Raw genomic sequence first — 19,255 nt, forward strand, 5'->3', positions numbered from 1 at the left:
TCGTGGGCATGAAGAAGGGGTTCGGATCTCACCGATCCGAACCCCTTCGACTCTGCTACGCGCCGACCTTGAAGCGCGCGAAGTCCGTCACGGTGATACCGGCGTCCTTCGCCACCTGGGCGACAGAGAGCTTGTTGTCCTTGGCGTAGTCCTGCTCCAGCAGGGCGACCTGCTTGATGAACGCGGAGACGCGGCCTTCGACGATCTTGGGGAGAGCCGCTTCCGGCTTTCCCTCGTTGCGCGAGATCTCGGTGACGATCTCTCGCTCCTTCTCGACGGCGTCAGCCGGAACGTCCTCGCGGGCGAGGTACGACGGGTTGGCGAACGAGATGTGCTGCGCGATGCTGCGAGCGGTCTCCGCGTCGTCACCCGAGTAGGCGACGACGACACCGATCTGCGGCGGCAGGTCCTTGCTGGTGCGGTGCAGGTAGACCTCGACGTTGTCGCCGACGATCGTGCGCACACGACGCAGCTCGACCTTCTCGCCGATGATCGCTGCCTCTTCCGAGATCAGCTGCTCGACGGACTGACCTGCCGCGTCGGCGGCCAGGGCTGCCTCGACCGAGTCGGCCTTGACGGCCGCAGCGGCATCGGCGACCTTGTCGGCCAGCGCGATGAAGCGGTCGTTCTTCGCGACGAAGTCGGTCTCGCAGGCGAGTTCGATCAGCGTGACGGCACCGGCCTGCTCGCGAGCGACGACGAGTCCCTCGCTGGTCGAACGGTCAGCGCGCTTCGCGTTGCCCTTCGCACCCTTGAGACGCAGGATCTCGGTGGCCTTCTCGACGTCTCCGTCGGCCTCCTCGAGCGCCTTCTTGGTGTCGACCATTCCCGTACCGAGCTGCTCACGCAGCGCCTTGAGGTCAGCGATGGTGAAGTTGGCCATGTGTGGTGGCTCCTTGCTTCGTGATGTGTGTGGTGGTCGCGGAATTACTTGGCGTCCGCGGCCTCGGCAGCGGCGACCTCAGCGGTCTCCTCACCGGAAGCGGCGGCGATCGCCTCGTCGTGAGCCTCGGCACCGGCCGCGTCAGCAGCGGTCTCGTCGGCGGCGGGCGTCTCGACGACGGAGGCCTCGTCGGCCGCGGTCTCGACGGCAGCGGCGTCAGCGGACTCCTGAACCTCCTGGGCGGGAGCCTCGAGGAGCTCCTTCTCCCAGTCGGCGAGCGGCTCGGCGTCGCCCGTCTCCGGGTTGTGCTTCTGCTGCAGGCCCTCGGCAGCGGCGTCGGCGATGATGCGCGTCAGCAGCGAGACCGAACGGATCGCGTCGTCGTTGCCGGGGATCGGGTACTGGAAGTCGTCCGGGTCGGCGTTCGTGTCGAGGATGCCGATCACGGGGATGCCGAGCTTCTTGGCCTCGTCGATGGCGAGGTGCTCACGCTTGGCGTCGACGACCCAGATGGCCGACGGCGTCTTGGTGAGGTTCCGGATACCACCGAGCGACTTGTGCAGCTTGTCGAGCTCGCGCTTCTTGAGCAGGAGCTCCTTCTTCGTGAAGCCGCTGTTCGCCGGGGTCTCGTAGTCGAGCTCCTCGAGCTCCTTCATGCGCGCGAGACGCTTGGAGATCGTCTGGAAGTTGGTGAGGAGTCCACCGAGCCAGCGCTGGTTGACGAAAGGCTGGCCGACGCGGGTGGCCTGCTCGGCGAGGATCTCCTGAGCCTGCTTCTTGGTGCCGACGAAGAGGATCGTGCCACCGTGGGCGACGGTCTCCTTGACGAAGTCGTAGGCCTTGTCGATGTAGCCGAGCGACTGCTGCAGGTCGATGATGTGGATGCCGCTGCGCTCGGTGAGGATGAAGCGCTTCACCTTCGGGTTCCACCGACGGGTCTGGTGTCCGAAGTGCACGCCGCTGTCGAGCAGCTGACGGATGGTGACCACAGCCATGGTCGTCTCCTTGTTCTGGCGCAGTGCGCCGTTGAGGTTATTGCCGATCGTTCGATCGGACTTCCTGGTGCCCGGCGCACACCCGCCTTCCGAGGAAGGACCTGTGGGAGTGGATGCCACGACCGGAGTCGCTCTGGGCACGCGTAGTCACCCCGATTTCGGGGTGCCCGTCCAGCATACAGGACAACGACCGCGCGTCATGCTCTTCACGGGCGGCGCAATCGAGCAGTTCTCCCCCGTGCCCGCGCTTCGCACTTCGGCTCGCACCACTGCCACGGCGCGGGGAAGCAGACTCTCGGGATGACTCCGCTCCGACGCGTCTGCATGATCGGCGCCCTCCTCGTCCTGGCACTCGGAGCGCCGGTTCCTGCCGCCGCCGTCCCGACCGACTCGTCCACCATCCCGGCGTCCTCCGCGATCGCCGCCGACTGGCGCTGGCCTCTCGACGGTCGACGATCCGTGACCGCACCCTACCGAGCGCCCGCTCACGCCTACGGCGCCGGCCACCGCGGAATCGATATCGCCACTGTCGTCGGCCAGGAGGTCCGCGCCCCCGCAGACGGCGTGGTGGCGTTCCGGGGAACCGTCGTCGACCGCCCGCTGCTCACGATCGACCACGGCTCCGGATACGTCTCGACCTACGAGCCACTGGATTCTTCGCTGAGCCCCGGCGATGCCGTCGCGGCGGGCGACGTCCTCGGGACCGTTGCGCTCGGTGGGCACAGCGCCCACGGCACTCTGCACGTGGGCGTGCGACTCGACGGCGTCTACATCAACCCGCTCCTGCTGTTCGGCACACCACCCAGGGCGATCCTGCTGCCGTGCTGCGCGGGGACATGAAGCGCGGTCAGGCGCGCGGGTGGGCGAGGCGGTATGTGGTCGTCAGTCTCTCGGCGGAGACGTGCGTATAGATCTGCGTGGTGCCGAGGCTCGCGTGGCCGAGGATCTCCTGCACGGCGCGCAGGTCGGCGCCGCCATCGAGGAGGTGCGTCGCCGCCGTATGCCGGAGCGCATGGGGGCCGACGGTCTCCGAACCCACGAGCGGGCCGAGCACCTCCGCCACCAGCGTGTATACCGCGCGAGGTCCGATCCGCCCACCACGACTCCCGAGGAAGACGGCAGCACCGGCGCGATCGCCCCGGGCGACGAGCGCCGGTCGGGCACGCCGCAGGTACGCGTTCAACGCCTCACCCGCCGGCAGGCCGAAGGGCACGACGCGTTCCTTGGCTCCCTTGCCGAGCACGCGCGCGGTGCGGCGATCGAGGTCGAGGTCGTCGATGTCCAGCCCGCAGAGCTCGGACACGCGGATGCCCGCGCCATAGAGCGTCTCGAGGATGGCGTGGTCGCGGAATTCGAGCGGGTCTCCTCCGGCGATAGCGCGGGCGCGGTGGCGCTCGAGAAGCGAGCTCATCGCATCTTTCGAAGCCACGACCGGCAGACTGCGGCCACGCTTGGGGGCGATCAGGCGGAGGCTCGGATCGTGGGCGATGATCTCGTGCTCGGTCGCCCAACCGAAGAAGGACCGCGCGGCCGCGGCGCGGCGCGCGAGCGTCGAGCGCGCATCGCCACGCTGGGTCGCTGTCCAGAGCCAGTCGCGGAGCACGTCGAGGTCGACATCACCGATCGTGATGTCTCCTGCCGACGCCGTCAGATCCCGCAGATCGGAGCGATAGGCGCGCACCGTCGCCGCCGACAACCTGCGCACCCGTTCGAGGTACTCGGTGAAGGCCTGTGCGGCGGCGGCGAGCTGCATGGCTCCAGCATGCACCGGAGAACGATACGAGAGATCGCACCTCGCCGCCGCCCCACGATCATCGATTCGTCGCGCGCACCCACCCCGCATCGGAGCGTGTGAGCATCCCCTCGAGTTCGAGCAGCCCGAGTAGTGCTCGGACCCGATCGGGGTCGAGGCCGCTGCGCCGACAGATCTCGGCGACATCGATCGCTTTCCGTGCTCCGAGAGCATCGAGCAACCGGATGCGATCCGAATCAGCAGGACGGGAGGCGGGCGTGTCCGGCGCGTCGTCACCCCAGAGTTCACGGACCTCTGCCGCGCTAGTGACGCAGCGCGCGTCGTACTCCCGAAGCAGACGATGGCACCCCGCGGAGGCCGCCGAGGTGACCGGGCCCGGCACGGCTCCGAGCGGTCTCCCCAGCGCCGCCGCATGCCCCGCCGTATTGAGGGATCCACTCCGCCACCCCGCTTCGACGACTACGGTGGCGTGACCGAGCGCCGCGATCAGGCGGTTACGGGCGAGGAAGCGCCATTTCGTCGGCGCGGCACCGCACGGCAACTCGCTGACGACGGCGCCGTGCGCGGCGATACGCGTGAAGAGTTCCTGGTGCCCGGAGGGATAGGCGCGATCCACGCCGCCGGCGAGGAAGGCGACCGTCGGTCCGCCGACCCCGAGCGCCGCACGATGTGCGACGCCGTCGATGCCGTACGCCCCGCCGGAGACGACCGTCGCGCCGCCCGCGGCCAGGTCGCCGGCGAGCTCCGCGGCGACGTGCTCGCCGTACCCGGTCGCCGCCCGAGCACCGACGACGGCCACGCGGGGAGTCGCCGTCAGGAGGCGGGTGTCACCTCGGATCCACAGAGCCGGTGGTGCGTGCTCTCCCAGGTCGTCGAGCGAATCCGGCCAGACCTCGTCTCCGGGTATCACCAGGCGCGCGCCGACCTGCGCGGCGCCGCGCAAAGCGTCGATCAGCGCGCGGGTCTGCGCTCGCGGACGCCAGCGCGCTCTCCCCTCCGCCACGGCGCGATGCGCTCGCGCAGAGCCGCCTGCCCGGATGGCCGTCGGGCTCGACTCGCCGAGTGCCAGATCGAGCGCGTCGACGGCTCCGAGCTCGCGGATGAGCGCACCTGCGACCCCGTCGCCCGGTTCCGCGAGCACCGACCAGGCCGCGCGCGCGATCGCCTCCGTCGATGGCACTGTCTCGCTCACGCGCAGAGCGGCCGCCGCTCGCAGAATCTCCCGGTCGTCGGTCAGCGCGCGGTTCACGGCGTCATCCCTCTCTTGAGGTGCAGCGCGCGACCGATCTCGTCCTGTCGAGGACGCTCGTGCCCGGCGAGGTCTGCCATCGTCCATGCCAGACGCAAGACCTGGTCGTAACCGCGCAGGGTGAGGGCTCCCCGCTCGAGCGCTCGATCCAGCGGCTCCCGATCCGCGGCATCGAGCCGGAACTCCCCCTGTCTCAACCACGTTCCCGGGATGTCCGCGTTCCTCGACCACGGCGTTCCTCTCCACCTCGCCGCGGCTCGCCCTCGGGCGTCAGCGACACGACGTCGCGCCGTCGCGGTGTCCGTCTCCGCGCGTCCGCCCGCGGTCGCACGTGAGGCGGCGACGCGCGCGACCCGCAACTCGATGTCGACACGGTCCCGGAGCGGACCGGAGAGTCGGGTCGCGTACCGCCTGATCGCCTGCGCCGGACAGGTGCACTCCGCTCCACGTACGCCGTAATTGCCGCACGGACAGGGATTCATCGCGAGCAAGAGTTGGAACCGCGCAGGGAACCGTGCGGTGAACCCCGCGCGGATGACCTCGATCGCCCCGGACTCGAGCGGTTGGCGGAGCGCATCCAAGGCGACCCGGGTGAACTCGGCTGCCTCATCGAGGAACAGCACGCCGCGGTGGGCGCGAACGATCGCGCCTGGACGCGCCACCCGCGATCCGCCTCCCACCAACGCCGCCACGGACGCGCTGTGATGCGGTGCCTCGATCGGAGGAGTCCGGTCGAGCGACATCACCCGATCGCCCATCAACGAGCGGATCGAGGCGACCTCGAGCGCTTCGGCTTCGGTGAGCGAGGGGAGGATACCGGGCAGACGTCGCGCGAGCATCGTCTTGCCCGCGCCTGGTGGACCGCTGAGGAGCATGTGATGTCCGCCCGCCGCGGCGACGACGAGCGCCTCGACTGCCATCTCCTGACCCACGATGTCCGCAAGATCCAGCGTCTCGCTCGGCTCCTCGTCCACCACGGCAGTCTCCTCGACGGCCACCTCCGGAATCTCGACGTCGGCCCCGTGCCACACGGCCACCTCCGCGAGCGAGCTGGCCCCGCGCACCTCGATCCCGGTCACCAAGCGCGCTTCGGCGGCGTTGGCGTGTGGCACGATCACCCGTTCGAATCCCGCCCTCGCTGCTGCGAACACCGCGGGGAGAACACCCGCCACCGGCCGAACACGCCCATCGAGGCCGAGCTCGCCGATGTGCACGGTTCCTCGGATAGATCGCGGTGAGATCGCATCGCCCGCGGCGAGCGTCGCGACGGCGATCGCGAGATCGAAGCCCGACCCGTGCTTCGGAAGACTGGCGGGCGACAGGTTCACCGTCATCCTTCGCCGAGGGAGGTCGAGTCCGGAATTTTTGCACGCGTTGTGCACGCGTTGCACCGCTTCGCCGAGCGATTTGTCGGGGAGACCGATGATCTTGAACTCCGGAGTCTGGTTCGAGAGGTCCGCTTCGACCTCGACCATGTGTCCATCCACCCCCGTGATCGCCACGGCCCAGGTACGCGTCGTACTCATACGAGATCCGCCACGTGCTCGAGCGACCCCGATGACGGATCGGGACCGACGATCCCCACCACATCGAGCCGGATCCGACGTCCACGTGCATGTAGCGGGTGCGCGACGGCCCAGGCATGGGCGAGACCCCACATCCGACGCTTCTTGCGTGAGTCGATCGCCTCGAACGGATGACCATATCCGGTCGTCCGTCGTGTCTTCACCTCGACGAAGACGAGCTCCTCGTCGTGAAGAGCGACGATATCGATCTCCCCCTGCGCGCAACGCCAGTTGCGCTCCAGGAGTGTGTACCCGGCGCCGACGAGATGTCGCGCCGCCCGTTCTTCCCCGGCCCTGCCGAGGTCATCCTTCGCTGCCATTCCGACAGCATGCCGAGCGGCGCAGCCGTGCGGCGGGCAGCCCGCCGGTCGTCCTCGGTGTGACGAAAACCCGGCTCACCGACATCGCTTGTGCAGAAGGAGTTCGTCGCCCCGGTTCACTCGCCGTCGAGCGAGAGCTCCTGGGGAATCTCGAACTCCCGGCGCTGCAACTCCTCGACGTTGACGTCCTTGAAGGTGAGCACCCGCACTGCCTTCACGAAACGATCGGCTCGGTAGATGTCCCACACCCACACATCGCTCATCGAGATCTCGAAGTAGAAGTCGTGCTCGGTATCGCGTCGCACCACGTTGACGTCATTCGCCAGATAGAACCGGCGCTCGGTCTCGACGACGTACTGGAACTGCGAGACCACGTCTCGGTACTCGCGGAAAAGCGCGAGCTCGAGCTCGCGGTCGTAGTCGTCGAAGGCTTCCTCATCCATGGTGTTTCCATCCTAGGGTCGCAACCGCCCGCATGCGGCACCGCACCCGGCTCTCAGAACAGGGCAGGCGCATCGGCGATCGCCCACGACGCACGATGCAGGGGCGAGAGCCCGAGCGTTCGGATCGCCTCACGATGCTCGGTGCTGGCGTATCCCTTGTTGCGATCCCACTGGTACTGCGGATAGTCGGCGTGCAGTTCGGCCATGTGGGCGTCGCGTGCGACCTTCGCGATCACGGATGCGGCCGAGACGGACGCGCAGTCCCGGTCGCCCTTGATCACCGGACGGACGTCGAGCACCGAATGATGCGACGCCGAGAGGTAGTCGTGGTTTCCGTCGAGCAGCACGACCGCCCCCGAGGTCGACGTTCCCTGCGCGACGACGGCATCGACGGCGCGCGAGGCGGCCAGACCCAGCGCCCGGATGATCCCGACCTCGTCGACCTCCGCCGCGCTGGCCCATCCGACGGAAGAGGCGCGCACCCACGCCGTCGCCCGCTCCGCAACATCGGGCCGGCGGCGCTCCGTGACGAGTTTGGAGTCGCGGAGCCCCTCGGGCACTCGACGCCGCGCACCCGAAGCGTCCATCACCGCCGCTCCCACCGCGACCGGTCCTGCGAGTGCGCCGCGACCGACCTCGTCGAGCGAGATGATCAGGGCGCTGTCGCTGAGGATTCTCCGCTCGAGCGTGAGAGTCGGGGAAACGACCGTCATTCGGAGTCCGGAACGCTGTCGAAGGCCTGGTGATGACCGTCGATCCCACCGATCCGGTCGAACGGCCACGTCGTCAGGAAGGCCTTGCCCACCACGTTCGACTCCGGGACGAAGCCGCCACTGGGGAGCTCCTGATGCGCTCTCGAATCCCGCGATCGAGTGCGGTTGTCGCCGAGAAGCCACAGCGAGTCCTCGGGCACGACGACGTCGAAGGGCTCGTTCGACGCCGCGGTGTTGCCTTCGGGGAGGTTGAGGTAATCGAGCTCGTCGATCGGCGCGCCGTTGATCGTGATCTGGCCGAGCGCGTTGCAGCACACGACGTGGTCGCCGGGGAGGCCGATGATGCGTTTGACGAGATGGTCCTGCGAGTCGGAGGCCGAGATGCCGATGAAGGTCAGCAAGCCGTCGATCGCCTGCACGAGAGGAGGGGATGCCGGAGGCTGCGGCTGGTCTCCGAGCCATCCGCCCGGGTCCTGGAACACCACCACGTCGCCGCGCTCGTATCCCGTCCACCGCGGGGTGAGCTCGTCGACGAGAATGCGGTCGTTGACCATGAGCGTGCGCTCCATGGATGCCGACGGGATGTAGAACGAACGGACGATGAAGGTCTTCACCACGAACGAGACGAGCGCGGCGATCAGGATGATGATCAGCACGTCACGCAGGAAGACCAGAAGTCCGCGGCGCCGCCTCGTGCCCGTGGCGGGCGCGGCGGAGGGTTCAGAGGTCATCGGCATCCTTCGTCTGTCGTGCGTGCCATCGAGCGGCAGTAACAAGGTTCGCATACCGCGGACGAAACACAGCACCCCAGGACATCGTGTCCTGGGGTGCTGTGGAGATGCGGCGACTCAGCGGTCGCGCTTCTCCTTGATCTTCGCCTTCTTGCCACGCAGCTGACGCAGGTAGTAGAGCTTCGCGCGACGCACGTCACCGCGGGTGACGACCTCGATGTGGTCGATCACCGGCGAGTGCACCGGGAAGGTACGCTCGACGCCCACCTGGAAGCTGATCTTGCGGACCGTGAAGGTCTCGCGCACACCGTCGCCCGAGCGGCCGATGACGACGCCCTGGAAGACCTGGATACGCGAGCGGTTGCCCTCGGTGATGTTGACGTGCACCTTGACGGTGTCACCGGGGAAGAAGTCCGGGATGTCCGAACGGAGGGAAGCCGCGTCTACGGCGTCGAGGATCTGCATGATCGTCTCTCTCTGCACTCGCCTCAGGTCGCATGCATGGTGGAAGGAACAAGAATGGGTGTGCACCGTACGGCGCCGAAGCATCCGCGGGTTCCCCTGAGGCAGAACCGGTCACGGCACAAACACTCATTCTGCCATGAATGACCGCAGCCTCCAAAACACGTGGCTCAGGCGAGCGGGTCCTTCTCCTGCACGATGAACACTTCGCGCGGGCGAGGAGCGGCGGGCGAGTCGTCGGATGCCGGGGACGTCGACCAGGCGATCGTCTCGCGGAACCGCGTTCCGCTCGCCTTCGCCTCGGTCCAGAGCCGCCAGCCCTGCAGCCAGACCAGCGCGAGGCCGACGAGCACCGCGGCCGTCAGCAACCACGGGAAGGCACCGGGGATGAAGCATCCGACCGAGATCGTGAGTCCGTGCCAGAGCGTGAACCCCGCCACGTCCCCCCATGACACCGCTCGGTCGTCGCGCACGGATGGGCGCGAGCGGGTGAGGAGGGTGAGCAGGAGCTGCCCCAGGAACACCGAGGGGATCGCGATGAACAGCACCCAGAGGATGGCCCATCCACCCTGGAAAACGCCCCATCCGACGAGGAGCCACAGGGGCAGGAGGAAAGCCGCCGGCACGAGCCAGCGGAAGAACGCCCGTCGCAACCACATGCCTCGATGGTATGCCGATGCGCGCTGGCCCGCACGACTGTTCGCTCTGAGCGCGGCGACGCCGCGTCCGCCCGGATCGGGGAGAATGGACGATGACGAGAGGACTCCCCCGAATGATCGAACTGCGCACCCCCGCCGAGATCGACGAGATGCGCGCCGCCGGCCGCTTCGTCGCAGAGACGCTGGCCACGCTGCGCGCCGACACGAAGGTCGGGACCAACCTCCTCTCGATCGATCGTCGCGCCCATGATCTGATCCGTCAGCGCGGTGCCGAGTCCTGCTACATCGACTACCACCCGTCCTTCGGTGCGAGCCCCTTCGGGAAGGTCATCTGCACATCGGTGAACGACGCCGTGCTGCACGGACTCCCCCACGACTACACGCTGCGCGACGGCGACCTCGTCTCGCTCGACTTCGCCGTATCCGTCGACGGTTGGGTGGCCGACTCCGCCGTCTCGTTCGTGGTCGGCACTCCGCGTGACGAGGATCTCCGACTGATCGAGACGACCGAGCGCGCCCTGGATGCCGCGATCGCCGCAGCGGTGGTCGGCAACCGGATCGGCGACATCTCGGCGTCCGTGGCGGCCGTCGCCCACGGCGAGGGTTACTCGATCAACACGGACTTCGGCGGGCACGGCGTGGGTCGCACGATGCACGGCGACCCCCACGTGGCGAACGATGGCCGCGCGGGACGGGGATTCCCCCTCCGCGACGGCCTCGTCCTCGCTCTCGAGCCCTGGTTCCTCGCGACGACCGACGAACTGGTCACGGATCCCGACGGCTGGACGCTGCGCAGCGCCGATGGTTCGCGCGGTGCGCACTCCGAGCACACCGTCGCGATCACCGCGGACGGACCGATCGTGTTGACCGACCGCTCGTTCCTCGGGGTCGACTGAACCGTTCCCCCGGCCGGGGGAAGCTTGGGCCAGCTCAGTCGGCGTCGCCGGGGAGCAGGTCCGGTCGCCGCGAACGCGTACGCTCGAACTGCTGCTCGCGACGCCACTGCGCGATACGCGCGTGGTTCCCGCTGAGGAGCACCTCCGGAACGGCGCGCTCGCGCCAGACGGCCGGCTTCGTGTACGAGGGGTACTCCAGCAGGCCGTCCTCGTGCGATTCCTCGACCAGGCTCTCGGGGTTGCCGACGACCCCCGGCACCAGGCGCCCGATGGCCTCGATCATCGCCATCGTCGCCACCTCACCGCCGTTGAGCACGTAGTCGCCGAGGCTGATCAGACGCACTTCACCGAGCGCCGCGGCGTACTCGAAGACCCGCTCGTCGATTCCCTCGTACCGGCCGCAGCCGAAGATGATGTGCTCACGCGTCGCGAGATCGCGCGCGGTGGCCTGCGTGAAGACCTCACCGGCCGGCGAAGGGAAGATGATCGTCGGACGCTCGGTGCCCGCGGCGACCTCATCGAGCGCGAGGCCCCAGGGCTCCGGCTTCATCACCATGCCGGCGCCACCGCCGTACGGGGTGTCGTCAACGGTGCGATGGCGATCCGAGGTCCAGTCGCGGAGGTCGTGGACGTTCAGGTCGAGGATGCCGGCATCGCGCGCTTTGCCGAGCAGGGAGAGCGTGAGACCGTCGAAGTACGACGGGAAGATGGAGAGGACGTCGATGCGCACGGGAGTGACCTCTCAGCGACTACTCGGCCGCGGGCGAGTCCTCGGCGGAGACCGAGTCGTCGTCGGCATCCGATTCGTCGTCGGCGTCCGGAAGCTCCTCGAAGAGTCCGGGCGGCGGCGTGACGATCACTCGACCCGCCGCGACATCGACGGTCGGCACGATCGCCTCGACGAACGGCACCATGATCTCCTTGTCGCCGGACTTGACGATGAGGAGGTCCTGCGCCGGGAAATGCTCGATGCGCTGAACGCGTCCGACCACGGTGTCGTCACGGACGACGTCGAGGCCGACGAGCTGATGGTCGAACCAGGCGTTGTCCTCGGTCTCGTCGACGTCCTGATCGATCCAGAGGATGGCTCGCACGAGGCCTTCGGCCCCGGTACGGTCGTCGACGTCGTCGAAGAAGGCGACGGGGTTGCCGTTCATCACCCGGTACTCGCGCACCGTGATGGTCTTGCCGTGCCACGGAGATGCCTCGGGCACCTGCAACGTGAACTCGGCTCCGGTCACGAAGCGACGCTCCGGATTGTCGGTGTACAGCTCGAGCTTGAGGCCGCCCTTCAGGCCGTGGGCCTTCACGAGGCGCCCCACCCGGAGCTGGTTCTTGCCCTGTTGCGTGTCCTGCGGCACCACGTCAGTCGTCCGCGACATCGACGCGTACACGACGGCCGTCGGCCAGAGCGGCGACGAGCGTACGGAGTGCCTTCGCGGTGCGGCCGCCGCGCCCGATCACGCGTCCACGGTCATCGGGGTGCACACGCACCTCGAGGAGATCGCCTCGAGGCGAGGTGGAAGCGGTGATGTGCACATCGTCCGGGTGATCGACGATCCCCTTGACGATGTGTTCGAGCGCGGCGGCGAGCACGACGGATTACTCTGCGTCGGCGGCGGGAGCCTCAGCGGCCTCCGCGTCGGCGGCGGCGGGAGCCTCCTCAGCGGGAGCCTCCACCTTCTTCTCCGCCTTGGGCTTGACGACGGACTTCTTCGAGGAGTCGACCTCGAAGGCGGCCTTCGGCTCGGCGACCTTGAGGGTCGACTTCGCGTCGGCGTCGCCCTTGAACTTGCCCCAGTCGCCCGTGATCTTGAGGATCGCGGCGACCTGCTCGGTCGGCTGCGCGCCGACGGAGAGCCAGTACTGCGCACGCTCGGAGTCGACCTCGATGAACGAGGGCTCCTCGGTGGGGTGGTACTTGCCGATCTCCTCGATCACGCGACCATCGCGCTTGGTGCGCGAGTCGGCGACGACGATGCGGTAGTACGGCGCACGGATCTTGCCCAGGCGCTTGAGACGAATCTTGACAGCCACGATTCTCCTGAATTGTGTGGAAGGAAACGAACTGGTCGCCTGGAGAGTGGGGTGCACATCCGGCGGAAGCTCAAAGAGGAGGACGGAAGCTGGATAGAGGGTCGAGCATGCCGTCCGACCTTCTATTCTGCCAGATGCCGGGCCCAGGCGCGAAACGTGAGGACTCAGGCTTTGCCGTGTCGCATGCGCCGCGTGCCAGAATGTGCACGTGACGCTCGAGTTCGCCCCTTCAGCCCGCTCCACCGTCGGCCTGGAGTGGGAGATCATGCTCGCCGATCCGGCGTCCGGCGATCTGGCGGGACGGGCGCCCGAACTCCTCGCCGTGCTCGAGGAACAGAGCGCGAGCGAGCGCCACACCGTCACCGGCGAGCTCCTCACCAACACGATCGAGGTGACGAGCGGTGTCGGAGAGTCCGTCGCTCACGCCGTCGACGACATCGCACGAGCGATCTCTTCGGTGCGGGAGGCCACCGACCCGATCGGGATCGAACTGCTGTCGGCCGGAAGTCACCCTTTCGCGCAGTGGTACGACCAGCAGGTCACCGACAAGACGCGGTACCACACACTGATCGAACGCACCCAGTGGTGGGGCCGCAACATGATGATCTGGGGCATCCACGTGCACGTCGGCGTCGACGACCATCGCAAGGTGTTCCCGATCATCAACGCGCTCACCGCATACCTCCCCCACCTCCAGGCGCTGGCCGCGTCGAGTCCGTTCTGGGCCGGAGAGCGCACCGGATACGCTTCCAATCGTGCGCTGGTTTTCCAACAGCTGCCGACGGCCGGGCTCCCCTGGCCCCTGCAGGACTGGGCGCAGTTCGAGTCGTACATGGACGACATGGTGCGGACCGGCGTGATGAAGGATGCCTCCGAGGTCCGATGGGACATCCGACCCGCACCTCGCTGGGGCACGATCGAGGTGCGCGCGTGCGACGGCATGTCGACGCTCCCCGAACTCGCCGCGGTCGCCTCTCTCGTGCAGGTCCTCGTCGAGCACTTCTCGCGGGTGATCGACGAGGGACGCCCGCTTCCCACCCTGCCCTCGTGGTTCCACCGCGAGAACAAATGGCGTGCGGCGCGCTACGGACTCGACGCTCGCGTGATCGTCGATGGCTCCGGAGCGCAGCGCGACGTGCGGGATCACCTGGCCGAGACCCTCGAGGAACTCGCCCCCGTGGCACGAGGACTCGGGTGCGAGAGAGAGTTCACCAGCGTCGGGACGATCCTGCGCGACGGAGCGAGTTACGCACGTCAGGTGGCCGTGGCGGACGCCGCCGACGGCAACCTCGGCGAGGTGGTGCAGCACCTCATCCGCGAGTTCCGCTCCGGCCCGGAGGCCTCGACGCACGAGGCCTGACCCTCAGTCCTCCGCCAGGCGGCGGGCGAGCCCCTCGTCGAGGACGACATCGGTGATCAGATCCGCGGCGATCGCGGCCCGGACGCTGGCGAGCTTGGGGATGCCGGACACGACGCACACACGCCGGGGAACCCGCCGCAGCCGGTCGAGCGTCGGCCCGGTCGCCCGGGCGTTGAGGCGAATGTCCTTCCAGGAGCCGTCCGCCCGGAAGAACACGGTCGCCACGTCTCCTATCGCATGGTCCTCGCGCAGGCTCCGATAGTCGTCGCGCCCGAGGTATCCGCCGACGTACACGCGGCTCGGCACCTCGGCCGCGGGCGATCCGAGGCTGAAGACCGCGATGTCCATTTTCGACTGCAGGTCGAGCACGCGCCGAGTGCTCCGCTCGCGCCACATCGCCTCACGCGTCGCCGGGTCGTCGAAGAACGCCGGCACCGGGAACTGCTGCACCTGCGCGCCGAACGCGCTGCCGAAGCGCTGCAGGATGTCGCTCGAGTACTCGACACCGCTGGTCTGGGTGTTGCCCGCACCGTTCAGCTGCACGAATGTCGTGTTGTGCGTCTCTTTCTGAGTGAGGCCGCGACTGACCGCACTGATGGTCGACCCCCACGCCACGCCGATGATCATGTTCGAGTCGACGAACTGCGACAGCAGTCGCCCCGCGGTCAACGCCACCCGCTCCAGGCGCTCGACCTCGCTGACGATCTCGGGCATGGGAACGACGTGCGCCACGATGCGATGACGATCGCGGATCCGCTGCTCGAGCATCCCGAGCCGCTCGAGAGGCGAGTTGATGCGGATGTCGACCAAACCGCTCTCCCGGGCGTAGCTCAGAAGACGAGATACCGATGAGCGGGAGGTGCCGAGCTCGCGCGCGATGACCTCCATCGTCTTGTCCTGCATGTAATAGAGCTGCGCCGCGGTGAGCGCGGCGACCAGCTTCCCGTCACGCGGATGTGCACTGTGATCAGCCAAGACCGCCTCCTTGCCCTCGATCCTTGCACATATGTGCACTGGGCTTGCGCACAGCGGACGAGAGGTCGATGCTGGGGGCAAGCAAGGAAGCGAGCTCGAGAATGATCGAATCGACACACTCATCGGCCGAGCGCGACGACGTACGCGCGCTCCGCGAATCCGGACGTACGACGGTGCTGCTCATCGGCGGCGGCATCAACGGAATATCGACATTCCGTGACCTCGCCCTCCAGGGCGTCGATGTCGTCCTCGTCGAACGCGGCGACTTCGCCTCCGGGGCGTCGTCGGCGTCGAGCCACATGATCCACGGCGGCATCCGCTACCTCGAGAACGGCGAATTCCGTCTCGTGCGCGAGTCCGTCGAAGAGCGCAACGGCCTGCTGCGCATCGCGCCGCACTACGTGAAGCCGCTGCAGACGACGATCCCGATCTACTCGACGTTCTCGGGCATCCTCTCCGCTCCCCTGCGCTTCCTCACGCACAAGAGCGGTAAGCCGCAGGAGCGCGGCGCGTTCCTCATCAAGATCGGTCTGACGATCTACGACACGTTCTCCCGCGACGGCGGCAGCGTCCCGCGCCACCGCTTCCTCGGCCGCAAGCGTTCGCTGGCCGAACTGCCCGCGCTCGACCCGAACATCAAGTACACGGCCACGTACTACGACGCGTCCATGCACGACCCGGAACGCCTCGCGCTCGACGTCCTGCAGGACGGCCGCGCCGCGCACCCCGCCGCACACGCCCTCAACTATGTCGAGGCGATCGCCCGCGACGGCGAGAACATCGTGCTGCGCGACCGTGAGAGCGGCACGGAGTTCTCGGTGAAGGCCGACGTCGTCGTCAACACGTCCGGACCCTGGACCGATCTCACGAACGACGCTCTCGGCACCGACACGCGCTTCATGGGCGGAACCAAGGGGTCGCACATCGTGCTCGACCACCCGGAACTGCTCGACGCCACGCGCGGACGCGAGATCTTCTTCGAGCACTCCGACGGCCGCATCGTGCTGATCTACCCGCTCAAGGGCAAGGTCCTCGTCGGAACGACGGACATCGACGCGGACCCCCGTGAGGTGGCCGTCTGCACCGAGGAGGAAGTCGACTACTTCTTCGACCTCATCCACCACGTCTTCCCTCAGATCGCGGTCGACCGCGAGCAGATCGTGTACCGGTTCTCCGGCATCCGCCCGCTCCCCCGCCACGAGGACACCGCACCCGGCTTCGTCTCGCGCGACTACCGCATCGAGGTCGACGAGAAGGGTGCCGTCCCGCTCGTGAGCCTGGTCGGCGGCAAGTGGACGACCTTCCGCGCACTCGGCGAGTCGCTGTCCGACGTCGTGCTCGGCCTGCTGAACCGCACCCGCACGGTCTCGACCGCGGGCCGCGCCATCGGCGGCGGCCGCGACTTCCCGCGCACCGAGAAGGCGAAGCGCATCTGGATCCAGGAGAATCTCGCCGGAGCCGGAGACCGCGCCGAGAAGCTCCTCGCCCGCTACGGCACCCGCGCCGCGCAGGTCTGGGAGTACGTCGAGCAGGGAGCGGATGCTCCGCTCGCCGGCGGCGACCTCTCGACCCGAGAGCTCGAGTGGATGGTGCAGAACGAGCTCGTCGCCCGCCTGCAGGACGTGATCCTGCGACGCACGAGCATCGCATTCACCGGTCATGCCGACGCCGAGGTCCTCGATGAGATCGCCGACGCGCTCGCTCCCCTACTGGACTGGGACCGTTCGAGGCACGATGCTGAACTCGAACAGACCCGCCAGCTGCTGAACGAGCGGCACGGCCTCGACATCTCGTCCCGCACCCGCGGCTGACGAGACGGAACCGTCGCCTCCCCGCGACGTAACCCAAGAAGTGTCACGGCAGGGATGACGTGACACGTAAGAAAGGTCAAAGAAGACATGCCTGATGTCAATCTCGGTCTCTATTTCCTGTCGGAGTTCGTCGGCACGGCGATGCTGGTCCTTCTCGGATGCGGTGTCGTCGCCAACGTCGCCCTCGCGAAGAACAAGGGCTTCGGCGGCGGCTTCCTGATGGTCAACTGGGGATGGGGCCTCGCGGTCTTCGCGGGTGTCATCGTCTCGGCGTACTCGGGTGCGATTCTGAACCCGGCCGTGGGTATCGGCCTGGCGATCGCCGGCAAGATCACCTTCACGATGTTCCTCGTCGCCACCGCCGCAGAACTGCTCGGTGCGATCGTCGGCGCCATCGTCGTCTGGCTCGCCTACAAGCAGCACTTCGATGAGGAGCCGGAGGCCGCCAACAAGCTGGGCGTCTTCTCGACCGGTCCCGCGATCCGCTCCTACGGCTGGAACCTCGTCACGGAGATCATCGGTACGTTCGTCCTCGTGTTCGTGATCTTCGGATTCGCCGACTACGGCGACATCGAGGTCGGCGTGCCCGGAGGCCTCGGACCGCTCACCGCTCTGCCCGTCGCGCTGCTCGTGGTCGCCATCGGCGCCTCGCTCGGTGGACCGACCGGCTACGCGATCAACCCGGCCCGTGACCTCGGACCCCGCATCGCCCACGCGATCCTCCCGATCAAGGGCAAGGGCTCGAGCGACTGGAGCTACTCGTGGGTGCCGGTCGTCGGACCGCTCATCGGTGGTGCGATCGCGGCCTTCGCCGCTCCCGCACTGCTCGGCCTCGCCGCCTGACGCAACCCGAATCCCACTTCAAAGGAGAACACACCATGGCTGACTACATCCTCGCCATCGATCAGGGAACCACCTCGAGCCGCGCGATCATCTTCGACAAGAAGGGCAGCATCATCGCGACCGGCCAGAAGGAGCACGAGCAGATCCTGCCGAAGGCCGGCTGGGTGGAGCACGACGCCTCGGAGATCTGGCGCAACGTGCAGGAGGTCATCGGCCTCGCACTGAGCCGCGCCGACCTCACCCGTCACGACATCGCGGCGGTGGGCATCACCAACCAGCGCGAGACGGCGGTCGTCTGGGACAAGAACACCGGCAAGCCCGCCTACAACGCGATCGTGTGGCAGGACACCCGCACGCAGGACATCGTCGACCGCCTCGCGGCCGACGGTGGAGTCGAGCGCTTCAAGCCGGTCGTCGGTCTCCCGCTGGCGACGTACTTCTCGGGCACGAAGATCGCCTGGATCCTCGAGAACGTCGAGGGTGCTCGCGCCAAGGCGGAGGCCGGGGATCTCATCTTCGGCACCACCGACAGCTGGGTGCTCTGGAACCTCACCGGCGGCGTCGACGGCGGCGTGCACGTGACCGATGTCACGAACGCCTCCCGCACGATGTTCATGGACCTCGAGACGCTCGAGTGGCGTGACGACATCCTCGAGGCGTTCGGTGTGCCGCGCTCGATGATGCCGGAGATCCGCTCCTCGTCCGAGGTCTACGGTGCCGCCGAGGACTCCTCGCTGCTGCGCGAGACGCCGATCGCCGGCATCCTGGGCGACCAGCAGGCGGCCACCTTCGGCCAGGCTGCGTTCCAGACCGGTGAGAGCAAGAACACCTACGGAACCGGTTGCTTCCTCATCTTCAACACGGGCGAGGAGATCGTCCACTCGAAGAACGGGCTGCTCACCACCGTCGGGTACAAGCTCGGAGACGCTCCGACGCACTACGCCCTCGAAGGCTCGATCGCCGTCACCGGATCGCTGATCCAGTGGCTGCGCGACCAGCTCGGCATCATCTCCTCCGCCCCTGAGGTCGAAGAGCTGGCCGACAAGGTCGAGGACAACGGCGGCGTGTACATCGTCCCGGCGTTCTCGGGTCTGTTCGCACCGTATTGGCGACCGGATGCCCGTGGAGCGATCGTGGGCCTCACCCGCTACGCGAACAAGAACCACATCGCGCGCGCCGCACTGGAGGCCGTGGCCTTCCAGACCCGCGACGTGCTCGACGCGGTCAACGCGGACGCGGGCGTCGACCTCACGGAGCTCAAGGTCGACGGCGGCATGGTCGCCAACGACGCTCTGATGCAGTTCCAGGCCGATGTCCTGGGCGTGCCGGTCGTCCGACCGGTCGTCGCGGAGACGACCGCCCTCGGCGCCGCGTACGCCGCCGGACTCGCCGTCGGGTTCTGGAGCGGTCTGGACGACCTCTCCTCCAACTGGCAGGAGGACCGCCGCTGGGAGCCTTCCATGGAGAGCGACGAACGCGACCGTCAGCTGCGCCTGTGGCGCAAGGCCGTCACCAAGTCGATGGACTGGGTCGACGAGGACGTCAAGTAACGACGAATCA

At 67.8% G+C, this 19,255-nt stretch carries 22 protein-coding genes; 6 read left to right on the forward strand and 16 right to left on the reverse strand.

Going from position 1 to position 19,255, the window contains the following annotated elements:
* Positions 1–55 precede the first annotated feature (55 nt).
* Both tsf and rpsB read right to left on the reverse strand, forming a co-directional pair.
* Positions 56–883, reverse strand: coding sequence for a translation elongation factor Ts (gene tsf / locus ACIQTT_RS03140; protein WP_402785873.1), 828 nt, complete (start codon positions 881–883; stop codon positions 56–58).
* A 44-nt stretch (positions 884–927) separates the two neighbouring features.
* Positions 928–1,878, reverse strand: coding sequence for a 30S ribosomal protein S2 (rpsB, locus tag ACIQTT_RS03145; protein WP_402785876.1), 951 nt, complete (start codon positions 1,876–1,878; stop codon positions 928–930).
* A gap of 300 nt (positions 1,879–2,178) precedes the next feature.
* On the opposite strand from rpsB, the gene ACIQTT_RS03150 reads away from it, so the two are divergent.
* Positions 2,179–2,718, forward strand: a complete 540-nt coding sequence (locus ACIQTT_RS03150; protein ID WP_402785879.1) for a murein hydrolase activator EnvC family protein — start codon at positions 2,179–2,181, stop codon at positions 2,716–2,718.
* A gap of 7 nt (positions 2,719–2,725) precedes the next feature.
* On the opposite strand, the gene ACIQTT_RS03155 is transcribed toward ACIQTT_RS03150, so the two are convergent.
* From ACIQTT_RS03155 to ACIQTT_RS03195, 9 genes are all read right to left on the reverse strand, one after another.
* A complete protein-coding gene (locus ACIQTT_RS03155; RefSeq protein WP_402791081.1) occupies positions 2,726–3,631 on the reverse strand; it encodes a tyrosine recombinase XerC in 906 nt (301 codons plus the stop codon).
* A 58-nt stretch (positions 3,632–3,689) separates the two neighbouring features.
* Positions 3,690–4,880 (reverse strand): DNA-processing protein DprA, encoded by a 1,191-nt coding sequence (gene dprA / locus ACIQTT_RS03160; protein ID WP_402785882.1) that lies wholly within the window; start codon positions 4,878–4,880, stop codon positions 3,690–3,692.
* Positions 4,877–6,406, reverse strand: coding sequence for a YifB family Mg chelatase-like AAA ATPase (locus ACIQTT_RS03165; protein WP_402785885.1), 1,530 nt, complete (start codon positions 6,404–6,406; stop codon positions 4,877–4,879). The genes dprA and ACIQTT_RS03165 overlap by 4 nt, the downstream gene beginning before the upstream one ends.
* The gene (locus ACIQTT_RS03170; protein ID WP_402785888.1) at positions 6,403–6,765 is read right to left on the reverse strand and encodes a YraN family protein; all 363 of its coding nucleotides are present in this window, start codon (positions 6,763–6,765) and stop codon (positions 6,403–6,405) included. The genes ACIQTT_RS03165 and ACIQTT_RS03170 overlap by 4 nt, the downstream gene beginning before the upstream one ends.
* 116 nt (positions 6,766–6,881) lie before the next feature.
* Positions 6,882–7,208 carry a DUF2469 family protein gene (locus tag ACIQTT_RS03175; protein ID WP_400439210.1) on the reverse strand — a complete coding sequence of 109 codons (327 nt, stop codon included), beginning with the start codon at positions 7,206–7,208 and terminating at the stop codon, positions 6,882–6,884.
* A gap of 53 nt (positions 7,209–7,261) precedes the next feature.
* A complete protein-coding gene (locus ACIQTT_RS03180) occupies positions 7,262–7,921 on the reverse strand; it encodes a ribonuclease HII (protein ID WP_402785892.1) in 660 nt (219 codons plus the stop codon).
* Positions 7,918–8,652, reverse strand: a complete 735-nt coding sequence (lepB, locus tag ACIQTT_RS03185) for a signal peptidase I (protein ID WP_402785895.1) — start codon at positions 8,650–8,652, stop codon at positions 7,918–7,920. The genes ACIQTT_RS03180 and lepB overlap by 4 nt, the downstream gene beginning before the upstream one ends.
* A gap of 117 nt (positions 8,653–8,769) precedes the next feature.
* Positions 8,770–9,117, reverse strand: a complete 348-nt coding sequence (gene rplS, locus ACIQTT_RS03190; protein ID WP_314647245.1) for a 50S ribosomal protein L19 — start codon at positions 9,115–9,117, stop codon at positions 8,770–8,772.
* A 167-nt stretch (positions 9,118–9,284) separates the two neighbouring features.
* Positions 9,285–9,773 carry an MFS transporter permease gene (locus tag ACIQTT_RS03195; RefSeq protein WP_402785898.1) on the reverse strand — a complete coding sequence of 163 codons (489 nt, stop codon included), beginning with the start codon at positions 9,771–9,773 and terminating at the stop codon, positions 9,285–9,287.
* A gap of 113 nt (positions 9,774–9,886) precedes the next feature.
* Between ACIQTT_RS03195 and map the strand changes: the two genes are divergently transcribed.
* Positions 9,887–10,669 carry a type I methionyl aminopeptidase gene (gene map, locus ACIQTT_RS03200; RefSeq protein WP_402791084.1) on the forward strand — a complete coding sequence of 261 codons (783 nt, stop codon included), beginning with the start codon at positions 9,887–9,889 and terminating at the stop codon, positions 10,667–10,669.
* A 34-nt stretch (positions 10,670–10,703) separates the two neighbouring features.
* Here map and trmD read toward each other — a convergent pair whose 3' ends face one another.
* From trmD to rpsP, 4 genes are read right to left on the reverse strand one after another with little or no spacing between them, the layout of a single operon-like run.
* On the reverse strand, positions 10,704–11,399 hold the full coding sequence (gene trmD, locus ACIQTT_RS03205; RefSeq protein ID WP_402785900.1) for a tRNA (guanosine(37)-N1)-methyltransferase TrmD: 696 nt from the start codon (positions 11,397–11,399) through the stop codon (positions 10,704–10,706).
* A gap of 19 nt (positions 11,400–11,418) precedes the next feature.
* A complete protein-coding gene (rimM, locus tag ACIQTT_RS03210) occupies positions 11,419–12,051 on the reverse strand; it encodes a ribosome maturation factor RimM (RefSeq protein WP_402785904.1) in 633 nt (210 codons plus the stop codon).
* A complete protein-coding gene (locus ACIQTT_RS03215) occupies positions 12,035–12,265 on the reverse strand; it encodes an RNA-binding protein (RefSeq protein WP_402785907.1) in 231 nt (76 codons plus the stop codon). Before ACIQTT_RS03215 ends, rimM begins: the two co-directional genes overlap by 17 nt.
* A 6-nt stretch (positions 12,266–12,271) precedes the next feature.
* The gene (rpsP, locus tag ACIQTT_RS03220) at positions 12,272–12,706 is read right to left on the reverse strand and encodes a 30S ribosomal protein S16 (protein WP_402785910.1); all 435 of its coding nucleotides are present in this window, start codon (positions 12,704–12,706) and stop codon (positions 12,272–12,274) included.
* A 208-nt stretch (positions 12,707–12,914) separates the two neighbouring features.
* On the opposite strand from rpsP, the gene ACIQTT_RS03225 reads away from it, so the two are divergent.
* On the forward strand, positions 12,915–14,066 hold the full coding sequence (locus tag ACIQTT_RS03225; RefSeq protein WP_402785913.1) for a glutamate--cysteine ligase: 1,152 nt from the start codon (positions 12,915–12,917) through the stop codon (positions 14,064–14,066).
* A 3-nt stretch (positions 14,067–14,069) separates the two neighbouring features.
* On the opposite strand, the gene ACIQTT_RS03230 is transcribed toward ACIQTT_RS03225, so the two are convergent.
* A complete protein-coding gene (locus ACIQTT_RS03230) occupies positions 14,070–14,969 on the reverse strand; it encodes a sugar-binding domain-containing protein (RefSeq protein ID WP_336641850.1) in 900 nt (299 codons plus the stop codon).
* A gap of 173 nt (positions 14,970–15,142) precedes the next feature.
* Here ACIQTT_RS03230 and ACIQTT_RS03235 point away from each other — a divergent pair, with 173 nt between their 5' ends.
* From ACIQTT_RS03235 to glpK, 3 genes are all read left to right on the forward strand, one after another.
* Positions 15,143–16,852, forward strand: coding sequence for a glycerol-3-phosphate dehydrogenase/oxidase (locus ACIQTT_RS03235; RefSeq protein ID WP_402785915.1), 1,710 nt, complete (start codon positions 15,143–15,145; stop codon positions 16,850–16,852).
* An 87-nt stretch (positions 16,853–16,939) separates the two neighbouring features.
* A complete protein-coding gene (locus tag ACIQTT_RS03240) occupies positions 16,940–17,695 on the forward strand; it encodes an MIP/aquaporin family protein (protein ID WP_402785917.1) in 756 nt (251 codons plus the stop codon).
* A 35-nt stretch (positions 17,696–17,730) separates the two neighbouring features.
* Positions 17,731–19,245 carry a glycerol kinase GlpK gene (glpK, locus tag ACIQTT_RS03245; protein WP_402785919.1) on the forward strand — a complete coding sequence of 505 codons (1,515 nt, stop codon included), beginning with the start codon at positions 17,731–17,733 and terminating at the stop codon, positions 19,243–19,245.
* The last annotated feature ends 10 nt before the right edge of the window (positions 19,246–19,255 follow it).

The organism is Microbacterium sp. NPDC090225 (genome assembly GCF_044772365.1).
In the GTDB taxonomy this organism is placed as follows: Bacteria; Actinomycetota; Actinomycetes; order Actinomycetales; family Microbacteriaceae; genus Microbacterium.